Genomic DNA, 20,470 nt, shown 5'->3' with positions numbered 1-20,470 from the left:
GGCCGCTGATATGAACGACGGTCACCAGCAGACAACCGACGCGACGATCGAGGTGATCGTGCGTCGGATTTCATACGAAACGCCTACGGTCCTTTCGTATGACCTTCGGCCCGCCAATGGCCGGCCCCTGCTTTCCTTCGAAGCCGGCGCCCATATCGATGTCCATCTCCCCGATGGGCTGGTGCGGCAATACTCTTTGATCGGCACGCCAGATGCCGCCGACTACCGTATCGCCGTTGCCCTCGACAGGGCGACACGCGGCGGTTCGCGCTGGCTTCATGCACACGCACGGCCCGGCGATCGCATCAGGATTTCGCAGCCACGTTCGAGCTTCGCGCTTGCGGACACCAAAGCCGCTTCGGTTCTGATTGCCGGCGGCATCGGCATTACACCCCTGCTCGCCATGGCGCGACGGCTGCACGAAACCGGCGCCGACTGGACACTGCATCATGCAGTGCGCTCACGGGCCGAGTGCGCGCTTTTTGACGAGCTTTCAGCACTTGGTGACAATGTCCGCCTTCATGTCGACAGCGAAAACGATGGCCTGCTCGATATTGCCCGGATCGTCGCTCAGGCAGCACCAGATGCGCAGCTCTATTGTTGCGGCCCCGCGCCGATGCTGCAGGCATTCCTGGAGGCCGCTTCGTCGCGCGATCCATCCAGCGTGCATTGCGAATCCTTCACCCCGAGCGTGCCGGCTGCCGACGATGGCGGCTTCACGGTCGTGCTGAACAAGTCAGGGCTCTCCATCCAGGTTGGTGCCGAGCAGACAATCCTCGATGCGCTCGAACAGGCCGGCGTCCACGCCCCCTCATCGTGCCGCAACGGGGTCTGCGGCACCTGCGAAACCCGCGTTCTGGAGGGTGTGCCCGATCATCGCGACAAGGTGCTCAGCGACGGCGAACGCGCGGCCGGAAACTCGATGATGATCTGCTGTTCGCGCGCCACGACAGCGCTGTTGCGGCTCGACCGCTAGGGGAGGAAACCAACAATGACCAAAGACGGATCGGCCTATGCCTTGCCAAAGCCGACATACTTCGCCGAATTGACCGAGGTCGGGCGCGGAACGCCGATGGGCGAACTGCTGCGCCGCTATTGGCACCCGGTCGGCCTGTCGGAAGACGCCACGTCCACACCAAGGAAGATTCTGGCGCTAGGCGAAGAGCTCATCCTGTTTCGCGACGGCGCAGGCAGGCCCGGCCTCGTGCATCCGCGCTGCGCCCATCGCGGCGCGTCGCTCTATTATGGCCGCGTCGAGGAAACTGGCATTCGCTGCTGCTATCATGGCTGGCTGTTCGACACCGAGGGCAACTGCCTGGAACAGCCCTGCGAGCCTGAAATGGGCGCGAAGACGCGCGGCCATGTGCGCCAGCCGCACTATCCACTGGAAGAAAAATACGGCCTGATCTTTGCCTATATGGGGCCTCACGACCGCAAGCCGGTGCTGCCGAGCTACGATGTGCTCGAGGACCTCGGCTCCGGCGAGTTTCTCGAAACCGACGACAGCAGCATCGGCAGCGGCGGCCCTGTCATCGTCGACTGCAACTGGCTCCAGCACTATGAAAACGTGCTTGATCCCTTCCACGTGCCGATCCTGCACGGCTCGTTCAGTGGCGACCAGTTCAATTCCAAGATGAGCCTGATGCCGCGCGTGACCTTCCACTACACGCCACGCGGCGTCTCCAGCCTGCAGTTGCGCGACCTCGAAGTCGGCGAGCACCAGCGCATCACCGAAGCCGTGCTGCCGACCGTACGCGCGGTGGCAAGTCCGGTCGCAACCGTCGACGGTCCGTGCAGCCTGCTCGGCTGGGTGCTGCCGATGGACGATACGTCGTTCCGCATCTACTCGGTCGGCCGCGTCAGCGAAGCCGGCACGCTGGCCAAGATCCGCTCGAAATATGCCGGCAAGCTCTGGCACGAACTGTCGGAACAAGAGCACCAGAAACTACCGGGAGATTACGAGGCGCAGGTCGGACAGGGACCGATCACCTTCCACTCGGAAGAAAACCTGACCTCGACTGACCAGGGCATCGGCATGCTGCGCCGCGTCCTGCGCCAACAGGTCGACGCGGTAGCCAACGGCAAGGATCCAATGGGCGTTGTCTTCGACCCGGCTAAGGCGCTGGTCGAGCTCGAGGCCGGATCGCGCGTCGTGCCCAGGGCATGATCGAGTTGCCGGCTTGGAAGCTTACCTGCGAGCCGGCAACATTGTCGTCAGCTTGATTGCCCTGGCATCAGCGGCGGGTTGACGCCGTCGGCGTAACGCCTCTGGATTTCGCTGGCGACCGATCTCACGGTCGAGAGCAACTGGACGTCCGGCTCGGGAACGAGCAGCGACGACGACAGGATGACCCCCAGCGAGGCACAGATCTGGCCGTCGGCCTCAAAGATCGGCGCGGCGATGCCGCCAAGCCCATTGCCGCGCGTGTCGGTTTCGAAGTCGACGCCATATGCCGTCAGGTTCTCGACGACCCGCGGCGGCACCGGCTTCTTGTTTTCGAAGTAGTAAAACAGCCGGGCAGCCGGCGATCCCGGCAAGCTCAGCACCATGCCGGGCTGCACCATGATGCCGGGCTCGAACGGATTGGGCACCGCATGCACGACCATCGCGCCGCCTTTGATCGGCGTCGTCAGCAAGGCGGTATGGCCGGTCTGGGCGCAGAGCTCGTTGAGATAAGGCCGCGCGATCTCGACGACATTGCTGCGGTAGACAGCGGCTCGGCCGAACTTGAACAGCTTGCGGCCGAAGACGTAGCCTTCGCCCTCGCGGGCGTGGTCGACAAGGCCGAGGCGAGTGAGCGTCTGAAGATGCCTGGAAACCCTGGCTTTGGTCATGTCCAGCGAACGCGCAAGCTCGGTCACGCGCACCGGACCCGGCGCGTCGGCCAGCGCGTCGAGAATCTGGACCGCGACCTCGACGCTTTTTACCGTTGACGAGGATCCCTGCTCGTCGTCATTGTCTTGGTTCGACCGTCTCATGCTGTCCTTCCGCTGCGCGTGGCCTGTTATATGTCACGCATAGCAAGAAGTATTCACGAAATTCGAGACAACCACCCCGAAAAATTCCCAGCTATGACGCAGGAAAAAGACAAACCCGGTGACTGGAAACCGGGTTTGCCAAGATCAGTTCAGCAACAGATCAGAACGAAGCGTCGAGACGCAGGAAGCCCGAGAACGAGCCGTCCACCGGATAGCTGTCGCCGTCGTTGTAATTGACAGCCAGCTTGGCGTTCAGGTTTTCGACGATCTTGTAGTCGATGACGGCGCCGATGGCCCAGTCGTTGGCGTTCAGGTCCACGGTCTGGCCCGTAACGAAGTCGCCGTAGTGACGGTCGCCGAAGTACTGACCGCCAGCACCGACTGACAGGCTTGCGTTGACCTGATACTTCACATAGCCGCCGATCGACCAGTCGTAACCCGAATACGGGCCAATCAGGCCGAGCCAGGTCGCACCAGACTCATAGGTCGCAACCGCCTGGAGCGTCAGCGCGTCAGTTGCCTTGACGTTGACGATGCCCTTCAGGGCGAACTCGGAGAAGCGATCGTCATAGGCGGCGTACAGGTTGACCGAACCCCAACCCTGGGCGATCGAGACCTTGCCGGTCACGAGCGGCACGTAGTCGAAGTTGTTGTCTTCCTCTTCCAGGCCGACCGACACAGCGATGCCGTTGCCGGCGTCGAAGGTATAACGGATCTGGTTGATGAAGTTGCCACCACCCTTATCGAACTCGCCGTCGATGCCGCCGTCGAACAGCGTGTCGTTGCGGCCGATCATCAGGCCACCGACCTCGAAGTAGGCATAGCGGATCCACATGTCGGTCGTGTCGGTGAACGGCCGAGGCGTGGTCGAGGTGGTACCGAACTCGCCGCCATTGTTCTGCCAATGCAGTTCGATGTAACGGCGGAAGGTGCCGTATTCGGTTTCCGAACGTGCATCGAGCTTGAGGCGCGCTGCCGAATACTTCTTCCAGCCATTGTCGGTGTCAGCCCAATCAATCTGGTAGCGAACCAGGCCGCCTACCTTGAGGCAGGTCTCGGTGCCGGGGATGTAGTAGAAGCCCGCGCCGTAGACGTCGCAGATGCGGACATATTCCATCGGCTCCGGCTCGGCGACGACGACAGCGTCGGCCGCACGGGCGCCAGAGACGGCGATCAGGGCTGCAGCGGAGCCAAGAAGAACGCTCTTGATATTCATTATCCAACCTCCAGTAGAATTGATTCAAATGACACAGAGTACTTTCTTATATTGAAAGTATATTCAGCGCCTATCTGCCAGAAACATTTTGTGATGTGGCGTTTCCGGTGAGCTTGAATATCCACAACTGGATTGATTGATAAACAACAAAATTCAACACTTCGTCAAAAATTCGATGAATCTAAGTGCCTAGTGATATTAAAACAACAACAGTAATGTACAAATGAAACAACAAACACAAACTGCACAAATGGAACGTTATTTATACATAAAAAACGGACGCCACTTCGATCCCGCAGGCGGGCGCTCGAAACTTATGACGCTAGCGAATGCTCTTTTGCGGCGGAAACGACGTCGCCGACCAGATCCTGCTTGAGCAATTCGATCGGGGTCCGACCGTTGAGCATCGGCGAGGGGTGTATCATCCAATGCCAGGCCTGCCGCGGATGAGTGATGTGCGCCAACACTTCGCGAATGCCCGACGCAGGCCTTCCGTCGACGAACTGCGCCAGGGGGAATACGTGGCGTTGCCGCCCCTTTCGCAATGCGATGACCTCGTTGCAACGAAACCACCGATGCAAGGTGGAGCGCGGTATGCGCAGATTCTCTTCCAGATAGGTGGCTCCCGCGACCCGGCCTGCCCACTCTTCGATGGTCATGGAGTCGAGATCCCCGCCACGGGGTTGGGCCGGCGCCATCGCAAGGACCGAAGGCTGCGCCAGCATTCCGGGATCCCCGCCCTCATTCGCCAGGCACTGGCGGGAAGCCTCGACAGCGAGGGCACGGATAAATTGCGAGGCAAGATCAGGCAGCTCAGCCGATATGCTGCTCGGTGGCTGCGCCGCTGACGGTCGGGCTACAGCACCGGGCAATCTTGGCTGCCGTGCCGGCCAGCCAGTACTTTCACCCTCAACTGCGAACATATTCTTCAATTCACTGAAGAAGAATTCAGTGTATTTGTTGACAAGATTTATTCCATGCGCATGAATGTCTTCAACCATTTCCATTCAATCCTTGCCAATGCATGAGAGCATCAAGCTGGAGATTCGATCGCGGGGCGCTTGTTGATTTCCGCGAAGCTGGCACCGCCAATCGACGGGAAGCCGGCTCAAGCCGGTCAATGCCAGCAGCGGCACAAGGCATCGGGCCTGCTTGTCGGCCACGCGAATGCAAGACAGCTTTTCATCGATACCCTCCCCTCGATGCGATCAGCGCCACGATCCGCTCCCCTTGGGGCTCCTCCGCGGTCGGGCTGATCGGCCAGGCACCTTTGTCCAATCGATGCCGTAGCGGATCATGCCTACAATGACTTCTGCACTGTTGGCATAGTCGATCCGGACGATGTCCCTGCCATTCCTTGAGCAGCCGCTAACATTCCCAAAAGGCATGACCGACAAGCCTGTGTGGGACATTGACGGGCAAGTCCCGCGGCATGGCGAGCACGCCAAAGACATGGTACGCACGACTCCGTCATGAAGAGTGGGAGCGCGCGTGATAAGCCCGGAGCAATTTCTGGCCTCGGTATTCTGGGCGCGGGAACTGCCGGAGGACGAGCGCGAGCGTGCGCGGCGCGGCATCATGCTGCGCATCCTCGAGCCGGGCACCTATTTCATCCATCGCGGTGATCGCATCGACAACTGGATCGGGGTGGTCAGCGGCCTGCTGCGGCTGGGTTCGATCACCACCTCGGGCAAGGCGGTGACCTATGCCGGCCTGCCACCGAGCTGCTGGTTCGGCGAAGGATCGCTGCTCAAGGACGAGCCACGCCAGTATGATGTCCTCGCCCTGCGCCGTACGCAGGTGGCGCTTCTCAATCGCGCGACATTCTTCTGGCTGTTTGAAAACAGCGTCGCCTTCGACCGGCTGCTTGTGCGGCTCATCAATGAGCGGCTCGGGCAGTTCATTGCCCAGGTCGAGCATGACCGCACGCTCGATTCGACCGGCAAGGTGGCACGCAGCCTGGCCTCGCTGTTCAACCCGGTGATCAGTCCCTTCGTCGGTTCGCACATCGACATCAGCCAGGAGGAGATCGGCTTGCTGGCCGGCGTGTCGCGACCTGTCGCCAACCGAATCCTGCAGGAGCTGGAAAAGGCCGGCTTGCTCCGTAACGAGGGTGGCGGCGTGACGATCCTGGACCTGGAAAAGCTGCGCGGCTACGGCGAGTAGCCCGTCTCGCACGCGAATGCCGACACCTGAAGTCAATAAATTCAATATGTTATGAGGACTTTTCCAGCGCAGGCATACAAGGCCGGTAGCCAAGACTGAACATTGGCGCCCTGTCTGTCAAGCCAGCCCTTGAAAAAGCCTGCCAAGGTTGCGAGCTTCCATCCAACGACCGGGAACACCCGGCGACCTACGAGGGAACGAACGGGAGGCGTGCCTTTGGCACAAGGGAGCGAGACGCGCGAACGCGATACGTTTGCCAAGCTTTTGTGCGAGCATGCACAGGTGCGGCCAGACCGCCCGGCGATGCGCCACAAGGACCTCGGCATCTGGCGGACGTGGAACTGGAGCGAGCTGACCGAGACGATCCGCGCCTATGCGGCCGGGTTGCAACAGCTGGGTCTCGAGCGCGGCGCGACAATCGCCGTCATCGGTGAAAACCGGCCGGCGATGTACTGGACCATTCTCGCCGCCCAGTGGCTGGGCGCCATCCCCGTGCCTGTCTATGCCGACGCGGTCGCCGACGAGATGGCCTATGTGCTCGACCATGCAGACGTCGCTTTTGCAGCGGTGCAGGATCAGGAGCAGGTCGACAAGCTGATCTCCGTGCAGGATCGCGTGCCCAAGCTCCGCACCGTGTTTTATGACGAGCCACGCGGCCTGCGCGATTACGATCACAGCCGGCTCCATGCTATCGGCAATATCATTGAAAGCGGCCGTACCCGCTTGGCATCCGACGCAACTGCGCGCGCCGCGATTGACGCCGAGCGTGATCGCGGCCAGGCCAGCGACATCTCGATCATCCTCTACACTTCGGGCACGACAGGCCGTTCCAAGGGCGTCCTGCTGAGCGCCGGCGGCTCGATCGCGGCCGCACGCGATACGGTCATATTCGACAAGCTGACCGACCGCGACGAGGTACTCGCCTACCTGCCGCTGGCCTGGGTCGGCGACCACTATCTCAATTATGCCCAGTCGCTGGTCGCCGGCTTCTGCATCGCATGTCCCGAAAGCCGCGAGACGGCCGAAGCGGATACCCAGGAGATCGGGCCGAGCTTCTATTTCGCCCCGCCACGCGTGTTCGAGACGCTGCTGACCCGGATCACCATCCGCATGGAGGATGCGGGCGCGCTGAAGCGCTCGATGTTCAACTACTTCATCGGCATAGCCAAACGCTGGGGCGAACAGATTCTCGACGGCAAGGACGTCCCGCTCGGTGCCCGCCTCGGCTATGCCATCGGCAACCTTCTGGTTTACGCGCCGCTGAAGAACGTGCTCGGCTTCTCCCGCATTCGTGTCGCCTACACCGCCGGCGAGGCGATCGGCCCGGACCTGTTTTCATTCTACCGCTCACTCGGCCTCAACCTGAAACAGCTCTACGGCCAGACCGAGGCCTTTCTCTATGTCACCGCGCAGCCCGACGGACAGATTCGCGCCGGCACGGTCGGGCCGGCGACGCCCAATGTCGACATCCGCATCACCGACGACGGCGAGGTGCTCTACCGCTCGCCGGGCCAGTTCGTCGGTTACTACAAGGACGCTGAAAAGACGGCTGAGACGGTGACCGCCGATGGCTACGTGAAGACTGGCGATGCCGGCTTCTTCGACCCCGACGGCCACCTCAACATCATCGACCGGGCAAAAGACGTCGGCAAGTTGAGCTCGGGCGCGCTGTTTGCGCCGAAATACATCGAAAACAAGCTGAAATTCTTCCCCAATATCAAGGAAGCCGTGGCCTTTGGTCAGGACCGAGACTTCGTCACCGTGATGCTCAACATCGACCTCACGGCGGTTGGCAACTGGGCCGAGCGCAACAACATCGCCTACGGCTCGTACCAGGAACTGGCGCAGCGGCCCGAAGTCTATGCGATGTTCATCGAGCATGTCGCCGAGGTGAACCGGGCGCTCGCCGCCGAGCCGCGCATGGCTGCCGCCCAGATCCATCGCTTCCTGATCCTGCACAAGGAACTCGACGCCGACGACGGCGAGATGACCCGTACCCAGAAGGTCCGGCGCGGCTTCATCGCCGAACGCTACAAGCCGCTGGTCGATGCGCTCTACAACGGTGCCGAGGCTGCCGACATCTCCACCGAAGTGACCTTCGAGGACGGCCGCAAGGGCGTGATCTCGGCCCGGGTCCGCATTGCCGACACCAAGGCGATGCCAACCGCAAAGCTTGAGGCCGCCGCATGACCGCCCAATCGGAAACACTGCTGGCGGTCGACGGCGTGTCCCTGTCCTTTGGCGGGGTCAAGGCCATCACCGACGTCTCCTTCGACATCCGCAAGGGCGAGATCCGCGCCATCATCGGCCCTAACGGCGCCGGCAAGACCTCGATGCTGAACGTCGTCAACGGCTTCTACCATCCCCAACATGGCCGCATCACCTACAAGGGCAAGACCCGACCGCGCATGCGACCCTACCAGGCCGCAAGCCAGGGCATCGCCCGCACCTTCCAGAACGTCGCCTTGTTCCGCGGCATGACCACGCTCGACAACATCATGGTCGGCCGCACGCTGAAGATGCACCGCGGGCTGTTCTGGCAGATGCTGCGCTACGGACCTGCGATGCGCGAGGAGATCGAGAACCGGCGCGTGGTCGAAGACATCATCGATTTCCTGCAGATCGAGTCGATCCGCAAGACGCCGGTGGGCAAGCTGCCCTACGGCCTGCAGAAGCGCGTCGAGCTTGGCCGCGCGCTCGCGATGGAGCCGGAACTTCTCCTCCTCGACGAGCCGATGGCCGGCATGAACATCGAAGAGAAGGAGGATATGTGCCGCTACATCCTCGATCTCAACAAGTACTTCGGCACCACCATCGCCCTCATCGAGCACGACATGGGCGTGGTCATGGACCTGTCTGACCGCGTGGTGGTTCTCGAATACGGACACAAGATCGCCGACGGCACGCCCGAGGTGGTCAAGGCCGACCCCAAGGTCATCGAAGCCTATCTCGGTGTGGGGCACTGAGCATGCATGTGTCTGGTGGAGGAGAGAAATTCCGCATGAACACGACACGCACAGTCAGCACGACATGCCGGCCGGCGCGTGTCGTCTGCCGGATCGGCTGAGGGGGAAACAGATGCTCTACAACATCTTCATCGACCCCTTCGTCCAGATGGCGCAGATGCCCGACCTGCTGGTCCAGACCCTGTGGGAGGGCCTGGTTTCAGGCGTGCTCTATGCGCTGATCGCGCTCGGCTTCGTGCTGATCTTCAAGGCGTCGGGCGTGTTCAACTTCGCCCAGGGCATCATGGTGGTGTTTTCGGCGCTCACGCTCGTCGGTTTCTACGAGAAGTTCTCGGCCGCCGGCTTCTCCGGCCACACCGCTGCCTTCGTTGCGCTTGTTTTGACCGCGGGCGTGATGTTCGTGCTGGCCATGCTGGTCGAGCGCGTCGTGCTGCGACCGCTGGTCAACCAGCCTGACATCATCCTGTTCATGGCGACGTTCGGCATCACCTATGTGCTGATCGGCTTCGGCGAGATGGTGTTTGGCGGCGATCCCAAGCAGATGATCGCCAGCGAACTGTTCCTGCCGAGCGGTTCGGTCGACGTCGAGATGCTCGGTGGCATGGTCAGCTTCCAGAAGATCGACATCGCCGCCGCCGTCATCGCCTCGGTGATGATCGCCGGGCTCGCTTTGTTCTTCCAGAAGACCCGCATAGGCCGGGCGTTGCGCGCCGTGGCCGACAGCCACAAGGCAGCGCTTTCGGTCGGCATATCGCTCAACCAGATATGGGTCGTCGTCTGGTTCGCCGCAGGCTTGGTCGCGCTGGTGACGGGCATCATGTGGGGCGCCCGCTCCGACGTCTCCTTCGCGCTCGAGATCGTGGCACTCAAGGCGCTGCCGGTGCTGGTGCTGGGAGGCCTGACCTCGGTTCCCGGCGCGATCGTCGGCGGGCTGATCATCGGCATCGGCGAAAAGCTCGGCGAGTTCTATTGGGGCCCGCTGCTCGGCGGCGGCATCGAGAGCTGGTTTGCCTACGCCATTGCCCTGCTGTTCCTGCTGTACCGGCCGCAGGGCCTGTTCGGCGACAAGATAATCGAGCGGATCTGACACCATGTTCTATCGCGAGACGGGCCAGTTCAAGCAAAGCTATGCGGCCGACCAGGCGGTGTTCCCGATCCTGCAGGACAGGCTCGGCCTGGCCGCCATCCTGGTCGTCGCATTCGTCATCGTGCCGCTGTTCGGCAACGAGTTCCTGCTTGCCTCGGTGATGGTGCCGTTCCTGATCCTGTCGCTCGGCGCAATCGGGCTCAATATCCTCGTCGGTTACACCGGGCTGCTGTCGCTCGGCTCGGCCGCCTTCATGGGTGTCGGCGCCTATGCCGCCTACAAGCTCTCGACGATCTTTCCGGGCGTCAACATCCTGGTCTGGATCCTGTGCTCGGGCTTCTTCGCCGCCGGCATCGGCGTGCTGTTTGGCCTGCCGTCTTTGCGCATCAAGGGCTTCTACCTGGCGGTCGCAACGCTTGCCGCGCAGTTCTTTTTGCAGTGGTGCTTCGTGCGCATCAGCTGGCTCTACAACGACAATCCCTCCGGAGCCATCGAGGTCCCTGCCCGCACACTGTTTGGCCTCGCCATCACCGGCCCCTCGGCCACCCCGGTGACACGCTATCTCGTCGTGCTGGTCATTGTCGTGGGCATGACCCTGCTCGCCTCCAACATCGTCCATGGCAGGATCGGCCGCACCTGGATGGCGGTGCGCGACATGGACATCGCAGCCCAGCTGATGGGTATCCGCCTGTTGCCGGCAAAGCTTCTGGCCTTCGCAGTGTCGTCATTTTACTGCGGCGTTTCGGGCGCGCTGATGGTCTTCCTTTGGCTCGGCGCCGCAGAACCATCGGCCTTCGACATCAAGCTGTCATTCCTGCTTTTGTTCATGGTCATCATCGGCGGGCTGGGCTCGATGATCGGCAGCTTCTTTGGCGCCGCGCTGATCCACATCCTGCCGATCGTCATCCGCGGGCTGCCCGAGGCGCTTGGCCTGCCGATCGCTGCCGCGACCGTCGAGCACCTGACCTATCTGATCGTCGGCGCCCTCATCATCTTTTTCCTGATCGTCGAACCGCACGGCCTCGCGCGGCTCTGGCAGATCGCCAAGCAGAAGCTTCGTGTGTGGCCCTTCCCTTACTAGGGGCCGCTCGCAAGACGGAAATGCAAACAAGTAGGGAGGAGAAGGAAATGTCGCTCAAGAACTGGTTGTACGCACTTTCTGCAGCAGCATCGTTGACCTTGCCGGCCGTCCACGACGCGCAGGCGGAGGACTCGATCTACGTGCCGCTGTTCACCTACCGCACCGGCCCATTCGCCGGCTCCGGCACACCGATCGCCAACGGCATGCACGACTACCTGACGCTTCTCAACGAGCGCGATGGCGGCATCGGCGGCGTCAAGCTGATCGTCGAGGAATGCGAGACCGGCTACGACACCAAGAAGGGTCTCGAATGTTATGAATCGGTGAAGCCCAAGAAGCCGGTGCTCGTCAATCCGTGGTCGACCGGTATCACCTTGCCGCTGATCCCCAAGGCCGCCGTGGACAAGATTCCGGTGCTGTCGATGGCCTACGGACTTTCGGCCTCGGCCAAGGGCGACACCTTCCCCTGGATCTTCAACCCGCCGGCGACCTACTGGGACGGCTTCACCCAGATCCTGCAGTACATCGCAACGCAGGAAGGCGGCGGCATAGAAAAGCTCAAGGGCAAGAAGATCGGCTACATCTACCTCGACGCCAGCTTCGGCCGCGAGCCGCTGCCGCTGATCGAGCAGCTGTCGAAGGAACTCGGCTTCGAAGCCAAGCTGTATCCGGTCGCAGCCGCCGACATGCAGAACCAGTCGTCGCAATGGCTCAGCGTGCGGCGGGACAAGCCTGACTACATGATCCTCTATGGCTGGGGCGCGCTGAACGCCACCGCCGTCAAGGAAGCGGTGAAGACCAACTACCCGATGGAGAAGTTCATCTCGATCTGGTGGCCAAGCGAGGATGACGCCAAGGGTGCCGGCGATGGCGCCAAGGGCTTCAAGACGCTGAACTGGCATGCCGTGGGTGCGGACTTCCCGCTGCTTGCCGACATCCAGAAACACGTCGTCGATGCCGGCAAGAGCCAGGTCTCGTCCAAGGACAAGGTCGGCCAGGTCCTCTACAACCGCGGCATCTACAACTCGATGCTGATTGCCGAGGCGATCCGCAAGGCTCAGGAAATTACCGGCAACAAGGTGGTCACCGGCGAGGACGTCCGCCGCGGCCTTGAAGGCCTCAACATCGACGAGGCACGGCTCAAGGAAATCGGCCTCGAGGGCTTCACCGGTGAGGTCAAGCTCTCCTGCGCCGACCATAACGGCCACTTCTCGACCTTCGTCCAGAGCTGGAACGGCACCACCTACGAGAAGGTGTCCGACTACATCGCGCCGCTGAGCGACAAGGTCGGTCCGCTGCTCGACGCCGATGCCAAGGCCTACGCCGAAAAGAACGCGCCGTGGCCGGCCCGTTCCGAGGCCTGCGACGCCTCCTGAGGCTCACCTTGAACCCAGTCCCTTCCCCTGATGGGGAAGGGACGATGCCCCGGAGCTTGCTGATGTCTGAACATGCTTCCAAAGCGGTCGAACCGGCCCGGCCGATGCTGACGGTCAACAACATCGAGGTGATCTACGATCACGTCATCCTCGTCCTCAAGGGCGTATCGCTCGCCGTACCGCAAGGCGGCATCGTCGCCATCCTCGGCGCCAATGGCGCCGGCAAGACGACGACGCTGAAGGCGATCTCGAACCTGCTGCATGCCGAGCGCGGCGAAGTGACCAAGGGCTCGATCGAGTTCAACGGCGACCGCGTCGATCGCCTCAGCCCGAACGAACTGGTGCGGCGCGGCTGCATCCAGGTCATGGAAGGGCGGCATTGCTTCGGCCATCTCTCGATCGAGGAAAACCTGCTCACCGGGGCCTTCACGCGTCGCGACGGCAACCGTGCCATCCGCGACGACCTTGAGATGATCTACGACTACTTCCCCCGGCTGAAGCAGCGGCGGTCGTCAATGGCCGGCTACACCTCGGGCGGCGAGCAGCAGATGTGCGCCATCGGCCGCGCCATGATGAGCCGGCCCAAGATGATCCTGCTCGACGAGCCGTCGATGGGGTTGGCACCGCAGGTCGTCGACGAGATTTTCGAAATTGTGAAGGACCTGAACAGCAAGCAGGGCGTGTCATTCCTGGTGGCCGAGCAGAACACCAACATGGCGCTGAAATACGCCACCTACGGCTACATCATGGAGACCGGCCGTATCGTCATGGATGGCGATGCTGCGTCCCTGCGCGACAACGAGGACGTCAAGGAATTCTACCTTGGCATCGGCGGCGAGGGCCGCAAGTCGTTCCGCGAGGTCAAGAGCTACAAGCGGCGCAAGCGCTGGCTGGCGTGATCTGTTCCAGGCACCGCGTCCGCGCCTGCGACCGGGCCTGCCACTTGTCCACATTCTAGGTGAACCATGGTGACGAACGCACATTACGATGCCGGGGAAACCCAGGAGCCAGCGGCGCGCGAAGCGGCACTTTTTGCCCGGCTGCGTTCGCTTCTCGAAGGGGCGCAAGCCGACACGCCGGCGTTGCATCGACAGCTCGGAGGAATTGCGCTCGACAGCCTCGTCGATCGCACAGCCCTGCAGCAGGTTCCGGTCATCCGCAAAAGCGAGTTGCTCGCCTTGCAAGCCGAGAACCCACCTTTCGCCGGTCTCACGCCCACCAGACCCGGCGCGCTGAAGCGCCTGCTCGTTTCTCCGGGACCGATCTTCGATCCAGAGGGGCGCGGCGACGACTGGTGGGGTTCCGCGCGCGCGCTGTTTGCAGCAGGCATGCGCAAGCAAGACATCGTCCACAACGCCTTCAGCTACCACCTGACACCGGGCGGACACATGATGGAGGCAGGCGCGCACGCGCTCGGCTGCGCGGTAATCCCGGCCGGCGTCGGCAACACCGAACAACAGGTCGAGGCGATCGCGGTGCTGAAGCCGTCCGGCTACATCGGCACGCCGGATTTTCTCAAGATCCTGCTCGACCGCATGACCGCCACCGGCACAGTCAGCTCGTTCCGCCATGCCCTGGTATCGGGAGCGGCGTTCCCGGCCTCACTGCAACAAGAGATCGCCGACGCCGGCATCGACGCCTACCAGGCCTATGCCACCGCCGAACTCGGCGTCGCCGCCTATGAGACGACGGCGCGTTCGGGCCTGGTCGTCAACGAAGGCCTGATCGTCGAGATCGTGCGCCCGGGTACCGACGAGGCTGTCGCCGACGGTGAAGTCGGCGAAGTCGTCGTTACCCGGCTAAGCCCCGAATACCCGCTGCTGCGCTTTGGCACGGGCGACCTGTCGCGTGTGCTGTCCGGCCCGAGCGCCTGCGGCCGCACCAACATGCGGCTCGCCGGCTGGATGGGCCGCGCCGACCAACGCACCAAGGTCAAGGGCATGTTCGTCGATCCGGCCCAGATCGCCGCGATCGGCCGAAAATTTCCAGTGCTTGGCCGCCTTCGCCTCGTCGTCAGCCGACAGGCCGAGCAGGACGTCATGCTGCTGAAAGCCGAAGCGGGTTCAACAGCGGACGGACTGCAGGGAGAACTCGAAGCGGCATTGCAGGCTGCCACCAAGATGCGCGGCAGCGTCGAGGTCGTGGCTCGCGGCAGCCTGCCCAATGACGGCAAGGTCATCGCTGACGAGCGACCGGTGGCCTAGTGTCGAAGCTATGAAGGTTGTTCATTCGAGGAGGGACTGAGAGCTGGGGTTGCGAAGCCAACCAACCTTCAGCGGAGCTGCTCGAATGAACGTCCATAAGAATGCGCGTCTGACGCCGTCAGGTCGAGTGCTTTTGGTACAACGGATTGAACAGGGCTGGAGCGTGCGGTGTGCTGCCGGTTCGGCCGGGGTTTCGGAACGGACGGCCCATCGCTGGCTCGGCCGCTACCGGGCCGCGGACGAAGTCGCCAGCGCGCTGTTCGAAAGCTATCTGGCGGACACCCCGATCGGCACCTGGCGGGACAGCTTCGACCTCGAAGGCCGTCCAACAACGCTGACAATCCCCGGCAGCTCGCTGTACCATCTCTGGACAGCTGTCGCCGAATGTCTGCAACCAACAGCCCCAGCCGCGCTCCGACCGTTGTTCCAGACTGACAGCGACCTGGCCGCCGATCTCACCAGGACGGTTTGGTGCAAGGTGGCGACTAGGCGAGCAGCCGCTTCATCCGTGCCGCTGTCCGCGACACGCCCTCGGCGATGTTGTCGCGAGCGATCGACGAGTAGCCCATGCGAAAGAACCGGCACGGACCGTCCGCATCGGGAAAAAACGGCGAGCCGGATTCGATCAGTACACCGTCCTGCCTGAGCTCGTTCATCAGAAGGTCGGCGTCCAGGCCATCGGGCCCAGCGACCCAGAACGATGTGCCACCGAAAGCCGACGAGCCGGCGATGATGAAGCCTTCGCGCTGCAATGCCTCGGCCATGACGATGTGGCGCTTGTGATACTCACCGCGCATGCGGTGCAGCACCGCGTCATGGTGGCCAAGCGCGAGGAAATAGGCGGCGGTGCGCTGCAGGTGACCGGGCGGGTGGCGCAGCATCAGGGCACGCAACGCCCTCGCCTCGCGGATGACGGGGGCCGGCGCCACGAGATAGCCCAGCCGCAGGCCGGGAAACAGCGACTTGGAAAAGCTGCCAATGTAAAACACCCGGCCGGTACGGTCGAAGGACTTCAGCGCCGGCGAGGGCGGCGCCAGGAAGCTCATCTCGAACTCGTAGTCGTCCTCGACGATGATGAAGTCTTCGGAGGCAGCCGCCGCCAGGAGTGCAGCGCGGCGTTCGACGGGCATGGTGGCACCTGTCGGTGAATGGTGGCTGGGCGTGACGAACACCGCGTCGACCTTATCAGGCAGCGCCGCCGGTGGCAGGCCCTCCTTATCGACGTCGATGGCCGTGACGTCAGCGCCACTCAGCTTCAGCGACGCGCTCATGTCAGGGTGGCAGGGGTTTTCGCACACCGCGTGCGCGCCTTGGCGCAGCAGCAGCTGGGTGACGATCCAGAGCGCGTTCTGTGCCCCCACAGTCACAAGGATCTCGTCCGGCGTGGCGCGGATGCCACGGCTGGGCAGCGTCCGCGAGCAGATGTAGTTGACCAGCTGCACGTCGTCGGCGGCGGCAAAATCGCCGGCCATCAGCTCGAAATCCTCACGTGCCAACGCCCTGCGCGCGCAGTCGCGCCAGGCGCCGAGATCGAACAGCGACGGGTCCATCTGGCCGTAGAGGAACGGATAGGGATATCGCCGCCAGTCGAGCGGTTTGCGCATCTGCTTGGCGACGATGAAGCTTTTGTGCAGCTTCGCCGACCAATCGATCTCGTCAGCACCGGTATCGGATGTCGCCGCTTCAAGTCCGCTTGTCGGTGGATTGCCGGCAACACGATACGAGCTTCGGCTGGCCGTTTCGACATAACCCTGTGACGCCAGTTCCTGATAGGCCAGCGTCACCGTGATACGCGAAATGTTCAGATATTCCGCAAGCTTGCGGGTCGAGGGCAGTTGCGCGCCGGGTTGCAAGCGGCCCGACAGCACCGCCGACACTACAGTCTCGCGGATCTGCGCCTGCAGGCCGATGCGGCTCGCCCGGTCGAGAAAGAAGATCGTCTCCGAAACTGTCGCCTGTGCCATGGTCCCACGCAGGTTTAATCTGGAGTCATTCAACTTCCAATCTGGATATAAGGCAATTCAAAGGTTCCATTTAACCCTATGAACAGAACCAAGACCGGCATCAAAGCCGGCAAGTTCCCGGAACAACCGGTGGCTAACAAAACAAGAGGGTAACAATGATACACTTTAAGCATTTCAAACATTTGGCCGGCGCCGCAACCGTAGCGGCCGGCGTCTTCACCTCCTGCCTCGCCTACGCCGAAACGACTGTCGTTGTCGGCTACCAGCAGATCGTCGGTCCGTTCGTGACGGCCATCGCCGACGGGCGTTTCGACGCCGCCGCCAAGGAGGCTGGTTACACGGTGGACTGGCGCCAGTTCAGCTCGGGCGGCGACATCTCGACGGCACTCGCCTCCGGCAGCGTCCCGATCGGCGTGATCGGCTCGACCGGCACCACCGCCGCCGCCACCCGCGGCGTCAATCTCGAACTGTTCTGGATCCTCGACAACATCGGCAAGTCGGAAGCGCTCGTCGTGCGCAACGGCTCTGGCATCGAAAAGCCGGAAGACCTCAAGGGCAAGAATGTCGGCGTGCCATTCGTTTCGACATCGCACTTTCATCTGCTCGTCGGTCTCGAACAGGTCTGGAAAGTCGATCCGCGCGAGGTCAACATCCTCAACATGAAGCCGCCGCAGATCATCGCTGCCTGGCAGCGCGGCGACATCGATGCGGCCTATGTCTGGCCGCCGGCACTCTCCGAACTGCTCAAGAACGGCAAGACGATCGCCGACTCCGAGACCATCGGTGCCGCGTCGGTACCGACCTTCGACGGGCTCGTCGCCGACAAGAAGTGGGCATCCGAGAACCCCAAGTTCATGGCCGCCTTCACCAAGGTGCTGGCTGAATCCTATGCCGACTACAACAAGAACAAGGCGGCCTGGACGGCAGACTCGCCGCAGGTGCAGGGCATCGTCAAGCTGATCGGCGGCGACGGCGCAGGTGCTGTCGAAGCACTCAACCTGCTGGCATTCCCGAATGCCGACGAGCAGGCCTCCGACACCTGGTTGGGCGGCGGCGCCATCAAGGCACTGAACGAAAGCGCCAAGTTCCTCGCTGCACAGAAGCAAATCGACAAAGCGCTCGACGACTACGCGCCCTTCGTCAACAGTAGCTACGCCACGGAAGCATCCAAGTAGTTCGGGTCTGCCGCCGGCAGGCGTCCTGCCGGCGGCACTCTCTCCACCACTCGATTGCATTTTCCTTGAAAGGCTCGACGCGATGGAAACCCTCAACGTCAGCAATGTCAGCCTGACCTATCCAGGCCTCTACACCGACCAGGCAGTGATCGCGCTCAAGGGCGTGAACCTCGAGGTCAAAAGCGGTGACTTCGTCGTCGCACTCGGTGCCTCCGGCTGTGGCAAGACCACGCTGCTCAACCTGATGGCCGGCTTCATGACGCCGACCGATGGTGACATCACGCTCGGCGGTCGGCAGGTCGTCGGCCCCGGCGCCGACCGCGGCGTCGTCTTCCAGAAGCACGCGCTGCTGCCCTGGCTCAACGTCATCGACAACACCGAATTCGGGCTCAAGCTGCGCGGCGTCAACAAAGCGACCCGGCGTGAGCTGGCGACAAAGAACCTTGCTCTTGTCGGCCTGCAGGATTTTCACCGCCACATGATCTACCACCTCTCCGGTGGCATGCAGCAGCGCGTCGGTATCGCCCGTGCGCTGACCTGTGACCCAGCCATGCTATTGATGGACGAGCCGATGGCAGCTCTCGACGCTTTGACCCGCGAAACCATCCAGGAACTGCTGCTCAAGGTCTGGCAGCTCACCAACAAGATGTTCTTCTTCATCACCCACAGCGTCGAAGAAGCGCTGTTCCTCGGCTCCCGGCTGATCGTCATGTCGCCGCGTCCGGGCCGTATCACCCACACCTATGAGCTCGATTTCAATCGGCGCTTCCTTGAGGAGGGCAACGCACGTGCAATCAAATCCAGCCGCGATTTCATCGACATGCGCGAGCAAATCCTTGGCATCATCTATGGCGACGAACGCCAGTCCGGCAACCCGGAACTCCTCCATGCTTGAGCGCCTCTCACGAGCCAAGTCGGTTCGCCCCGGCAAGATCTACGGCGCGCCCGGCGACGGCATGAGTGGCCACATCAGCCTGATCACGGCGCTGGTGCTGTTCGGCCTGTGGCTGCTGATCACCGAGATGGGCTGGGTCAAACCGCTGTTCCTGCCCTCGCCGCTCGCCGTCTGGGACAAGTTCGTCATCGCCATGACCGAGGGTGTCTCCAACTCGACGCTCATCCAGCACACGCTGGCAAGCCTTGGCCGCGTGCTTGGCGCCTTCTTCCTGGCCCTGGTCACCGCTGTCCCGATCGGCATTCTGATGGGCGTCAACCGCACGGTGCGTGGCCTGTTCGACCCGATCATCGAGTTCTACCGGCCGCTGCCGCCGCTCGCCTACCTGCCGCTGATCATCATCTGGCTCGGCATCGGCGAATTCCCGAAAGTGTTCCTGATCTATCTGGCGATCTTCGCGCCGATGGCGATCGCCGCCCGTGCAGGCGTCCGTTCAGTCTCGACCGAACAGATCCACGCCGCCTACGCCATGGGGGCCACCCGTGCCCAGGTCATCAGCCAGGTTATCCTCAAGGCTGCCTTGCCCGAGATCTTCACCGGCATGCGCATCGGCATCGGCGTCGGCTGGACCACGCTGGTGGCCGCTGAGATGGTCGCCGCCCATCGTGGTCTTGGCTTCATGGTGCTCAACGCCGCCGAGTACCTCGCCAGTGACACGGTCATCATGGGCATCATCGTGATTGGCATCTTCGCCTTCGCCTTCGACCTGATGCTGCGCTACCTGGAAAAGGCATTGATCCCCTGGAAGGGCAAGATCTGATGGCGAAGCCCGCGCACCCGGCAAACTCGCCGCCCGGCTGATCCCGGCCCAGCAACGACCAACAGACCAGAACCACTCTGCCGGCTTGTCCGGCCGCGGCGAAGCCATGCCTGAGAGGCGTCGCCGTGAGAGACACGAGGACCACCACATGTCGATCACCGCCGACGACCTTGCCAGCCTTTTCGACGCCTTCAACCGGCACGACATCGACGGCGTCATGCGCTTCTTCGCCGAGAGCTGTGTTTTCAACGGCGTCGCCGGACCGGAAGTCCATGGCGCCCGCTTCACAGGAACCGAGGCGATCGCCAACGCCTTCAGCGGCGTGTGGAAGGCCATGCCAGATGCGCATTGGGCCCATCACAGCCACTTCGTCCACGGCGATCGTGCCGTCTCGGAATGGACCTTCTCGGGCACCAATGCCGACGGCAGCCGCATCGAGGCGGAGGGTTGCGACCTGTTCACGCTCGATGCCGGCAAGATCGTGCGCAAACAGGCCTTCCGCAAGAACAGGCCGCTGATCGCGGCCGGTGCCTGAGCGGTC

General features: G+C 62.5%; 18 protein-coding genes and 1 pseudogene. 15 read left to right on the top strand and 4 right to left on the bottom strand.

The genetic code is table 11. The annotated features are described in order from the left end of the window. The first annotated feature begins 10 nt into the window (after positions 1–10). Positions 11–976 (top strand): PDR/VanB family oxidoreductase, encoded by a 966-nt coding sequence (locus IHE39_RS12875; RefSeq protein WP_192566725.1) that lies wholly within the window; start codon positions 11–13, stop codon positions 974–976. A gap of 15 nt (positions 977–991) precedes the next feature. Then, positions 992–2,167 (top strand): aromatic ring-hydroxylating dioxygenase subunit alpha, encoded by a 1,176-nt coding sequence (locus IHE39_RS12870; protein WP_192566724.1) that lies wholly within the window; start codon positions 992–994, stop codon positions 2,165–2,167. 47 nt (positions 2,168–2,214) lie between these two features. On the opposite strand, the gene IHE39_RS12865 is transcribed toward IHE39_RS12870, so the two are convergent. The 3 genes from IHE39_RS12865 to IHE39_RS12855 form a co-directional block, all read right to left on the bottom strand. Then, a complete protein-coding gene (locus tag IHE39_RS12865) occupies positions 2,215–2,979 on the bottom strand; it encodes an IclR family transcriptional regulator (protein WP_184770442.1) in 765 nt (254 codons plus the stop codon). 160 nt (positions 2,980–3,139) lie between these two features. After that, complete coding sequence (locus IHE39_RS12860; protein WP_192566723.1) at positions 3,140–4,195, bottom strand: porin; 1,056 nt, start codon at positions 4,193–4,195, stop codon at positions 3,140–3,142. A 314-nt stretch (positions 4,196–4,509) separates the two neighbouring features. After that, positions 4,510–5,202 (bottom strand): antitoxin Xre/MbcA/ParS-like domain-containing protein, encoded by a 693-nt coding sequence (locus IHE39_RS12855; protein ID WP_192566722.1) that lies wholly within the window; start codon positions 5,200–5,202, stop codon positions 4,510–4,512. 484 nt (positions 5,203–5,686) lie between these two features. Here IHE39_RS12855 and IHE39_RS12850 point away from each other — a divergent pair, with 484 nt between their 5' ends. From IHE39_RS12850 to IHE39_RS12810, 9 genes and pseudogenes are all read left to right on the top strand, one after another. Continuing rightward, complete coding sequence (locus tag IHE39_RS12850; protein ID WP_312880865.1) at positions 5,687–6,361, top strand: Crp/Fnr family transcriptional regulator; 675 nt, start codon at positions 5,687–5,689, stop codon at positions 6,359–6,361. A gap of 303 nt (positions 6,362–6,664) precedes the next feature. Continuing rightward, positions 6,665–8,551: an AMP-binding protein gene (locus IHE39_RS12845; protein ID WP_192566927.1), complete on the top strand. Its 1,887-nt coding sequence runs from the start codon at positions 6,665–6,667 to the stop codon at positions 8,549–8,551. Continuing rightward, a complete protein-coding gene (locus tag IHE39_RS12840) occupies positions 8,548–9,327 on the top strand; it encodes an ABC transporter ATP-binding protein (protein WP_192566721.1) in 780 nt (259 codons plus the stop codon). Before IHE39_RS12845 ends, IHE39_RS12840 begins: the two co-directional genes overlap by 4 nt. A 112-nt stretch (positions 9,328–9,439) precedes the next feature. Next, on the top strand, positions 9,440–10,414 hold the full coding sequence (locus IHE39_RS12835; protein ID WP_192566720.1) for a branched-chain amino acid ABC transporter permease: 975 nt from the start codon (positions 9,440–9,442) through the stop codon (positions 10,412–10,414). A 4-nt stretch (positions 10,415–10,418) separates the two neighbouring features. After that, positions 10,419–11,495, top strand: coding sequence for a branched-chain amino acid ABC transporter permease (locus IHE39_RS12830; protein WP_192566719.1), 1,077 nt, complete (start codon positions 10,419–10,421; stop codon positions 11,493–11,495). 47 nt (positions 11,496–11,542) lie between these two features. Next, entirely contained in the window at positions 11,543–12,871 is a 1,329-nt protein-coding gene (locus IHE39_RS12825) for an ABC transporter substrate-binding protein (RefSeq protein WP_184770436.1), read from the top strand. A gap of 62 nt (positions 12,872–12,933) precedes the next feature. Continuing rightward, a complete protein-coding gene (locus IHE39_RS12820; RefSeq protein WP_192566718.1) occupies positions 12,934–13,770 on the top strand; it encodes an ABC transporter ATP-binding protein in 837 nt (278 codons plus the stop codon). Positions 13,771–13,836: 66 nt separating this feature from the next. Next, complete coding sequence (locus tag IHE39_RS12815) at positions 13,837–15,075, top strand: phenylacetate--CoA ligase family protein (RefSeq protein ID WP_192566717.1); 1,239 nt, start codon at positions 13,837–13,839, stop codon at positions 15,073–15,075. Between the two features lie 85 nt (positions 15,076–15,160). Further along, a pseudogene (locus IHE39_RS12810) lies at positions 15,161–15,298 on the top strand (leucine zipper domain-containing protein); the annotation flags it as partial. A 262-nt stretch (positions 15,299–15,560) separates the two neighbouring features. Here the strand turns inward: IHE39_RS12810 and pdxR are convergent. After that, positions 15,561–17,039, bottom strand: coding sequence for a MocR-like pyridoxine biosynthesis transcription factor PdxR (gene pdxR, locus IHE39_RS12805; protein WP_192566716.1), 1,479 nt, complete (start codon positions 17,037–17,039; stop codon positions 15,561–15,563). Between the two features lie 155 nt (positions 17,040–17,194). On the opposite strand from pdxR, the gene tauA reads away from it, so the two are divergent. The 4 genes from tauA to IHE39_RS12785 all read left to right on the top strand — a co-directional run bounded on the left by tauA (position 17,195) and on the right by IHE39_RS12785 (position 20,464). Then, entirely contained in the window at positions 17,195–18,214 is a 1,020-nt protein-coding gene (tauA, locus tag IHE39_RS12800; protein ID WP_192566715.1) for a taurine ABC transporter substrate-binding protein, read from the top strand. Positions 18,215–18,296: 82 nt separating this feature from the next. Next, positions 18,297–19,109: a taurine ABC transporter ATP-binding protein gene (locus tag IHE39_RS12795; RefSeq protein ID WP_184770430.1), complete on the top strand. Its 813-nt coding sequence runs from the start codon at positions 18,297–18,299 to the stop codon at positions 19,107–19,109. Continuing rightward, entirely contained in the window at positions 19,102–19,929 is an 828-nt protein-coding gene (locus IHE39_RS12790; protein ID WP_192566714.1) for an ABC transporter permease subunit, read from the top strand. The genes IHE39_RS12795 and IHE39_RS12790 overlap by 8 nt, the downstream gene beginning before the upstream one ends. Before the next feature lie 154 nt (positions 19,930–20,083). After that, the gene (locus IHE39_RS12785; protein ID WP_192566926.1) at positions 20,084–20,464 is read left to right on the top strand and encodes a nuclear transport factor 2 family protein; all 381 of its coding nucleotides are present in this window, start codon (positions 20,084–20,086) and stop codon (positions 20,462–20,464) included. Positions 20,465–20,470: the final 6 nt, after the last annotated feature.

Origin of the sequence: Aminobacter carboxidus, from assembly GCF_014863355.1 — a bacterium.
In the GTDB taxonomy this organism is placed as follows: Bacteria; Pseudomonadota; Alphaproteobacteria; order Rhizobiales; family Rhizobiaceae; genus Aminobacter; species Aminobacter carboxidus.
The sequence above is the reverse complement of the archived record's forward strand: the minus strand, read 5'-3'. Positions and strand labels throughout refer to the sequence as shown.

Coding starts and splice junctions, on each gene's coding strand:
- IHE39_RS12875 (WP_192566725.1), top strand. CDS start 11: ATGAACGACGGTCACCAGCAGACAACCGACGCGACGATCGAGGTGATC.
- IHE39_RS12870 (WP_192566724.1), top strand. CDS start 992: ATGACCAAAGACGGATCGGCCTATGCCTTGCCAAAGCCGACATACTTC.
- IHE39_RS12865 (WP_184770442.1), bottom strand. CDS start 2,979: ATGAGACGGTCGAACCAAGACAATGACGACGAGCAGGGATCCTCGTCA.
- IHE39_RS12860 (WP_192566723.1), bottom strand. CDS start 4,195: ATGAATATCAAGAGCGTTCTTCTTGGCTCCGCTGCAGCCCTGATCGCC.
- IHE39_RS12855 (WP_192566722.1), bottom strand. CDS start 5,202: ATGGAAATGGTTGAAGACATTCATGCGCATGGAATAAATCTTGTCAAC.
- IHE39_RS12845 (WP_192566927.1), top strand. CDS start 6,665: ATGCGCCACAAGGACCTCGGCATCTGGCGGACGTGGAACTGGAGCGAG.
- IHE39_RS12840 (WP_192566721.1), top strand. CDS start 8,548: ATGACCGCCCAATCGGAAACACTGCTGGCGGTCGACGGCGTGTCCCTG.
- IHE39_RS12835 (WP_192566720.1), top strand. CDS start 9,440: ATGCTCTACAACATCTTCATCGACCCCTTCGTCCAGATGGCGCAGATG.
- IHE39_RS12830 (WP_192566719.1), top strand. CDS start 10,419: ATGTTCTATCGCGAGACGGGCCAGTTCAAGCAAAGCTATGCGGCCGAC.
- IHE39_RS12825 (WP_184770436.1), top strand. CDS start 11,543: ATGTCGCTCAAGAACTGGTTGTACGCACTTTCTGCAGCAGCATCGTTG.
- IHE39_RS12820 (WP_192566718.1), top strand. CDS start 12,934: ATGTCTGAACATGCTTCCAAAGCGGTCGAACCGGCCCGGCCGATGCTG.
- IHE39_RS12815 (WP_192566717.1), top strand. CDS start 13,837: ATGGTGACGAACGCACATTACGATGCCGGGGAAACCCAGGAGCCAGCG.
- pdxR (WP_192566716.1), bottom strand. CDS start 17,039: ATGGCACAGGCGACAGTTTCGGAGACGATCTTCTTTCTCGACCGGGCG.
- tauA (WP_192566715.1), top strand. CDS start 17,195: ATGATACACTTTAAGCATTTCAAACATTTGGCCGGCGCCGCAACCGTA.
- IHE39_RS12795 (WP_184770430.1), top strand. CDS start 18,297: ATGGAAACCCTCAACGTCAGCAATGTCAGCCTGACCTATCCAGGCCTC.
- IHE39_RS12790 (WP_192566714.1), top strand. CDS start 19,102: ATGCTTGAGCGCCTCTCACGAGCCAAGTCGGTTCGCCCCGGCAAGATC.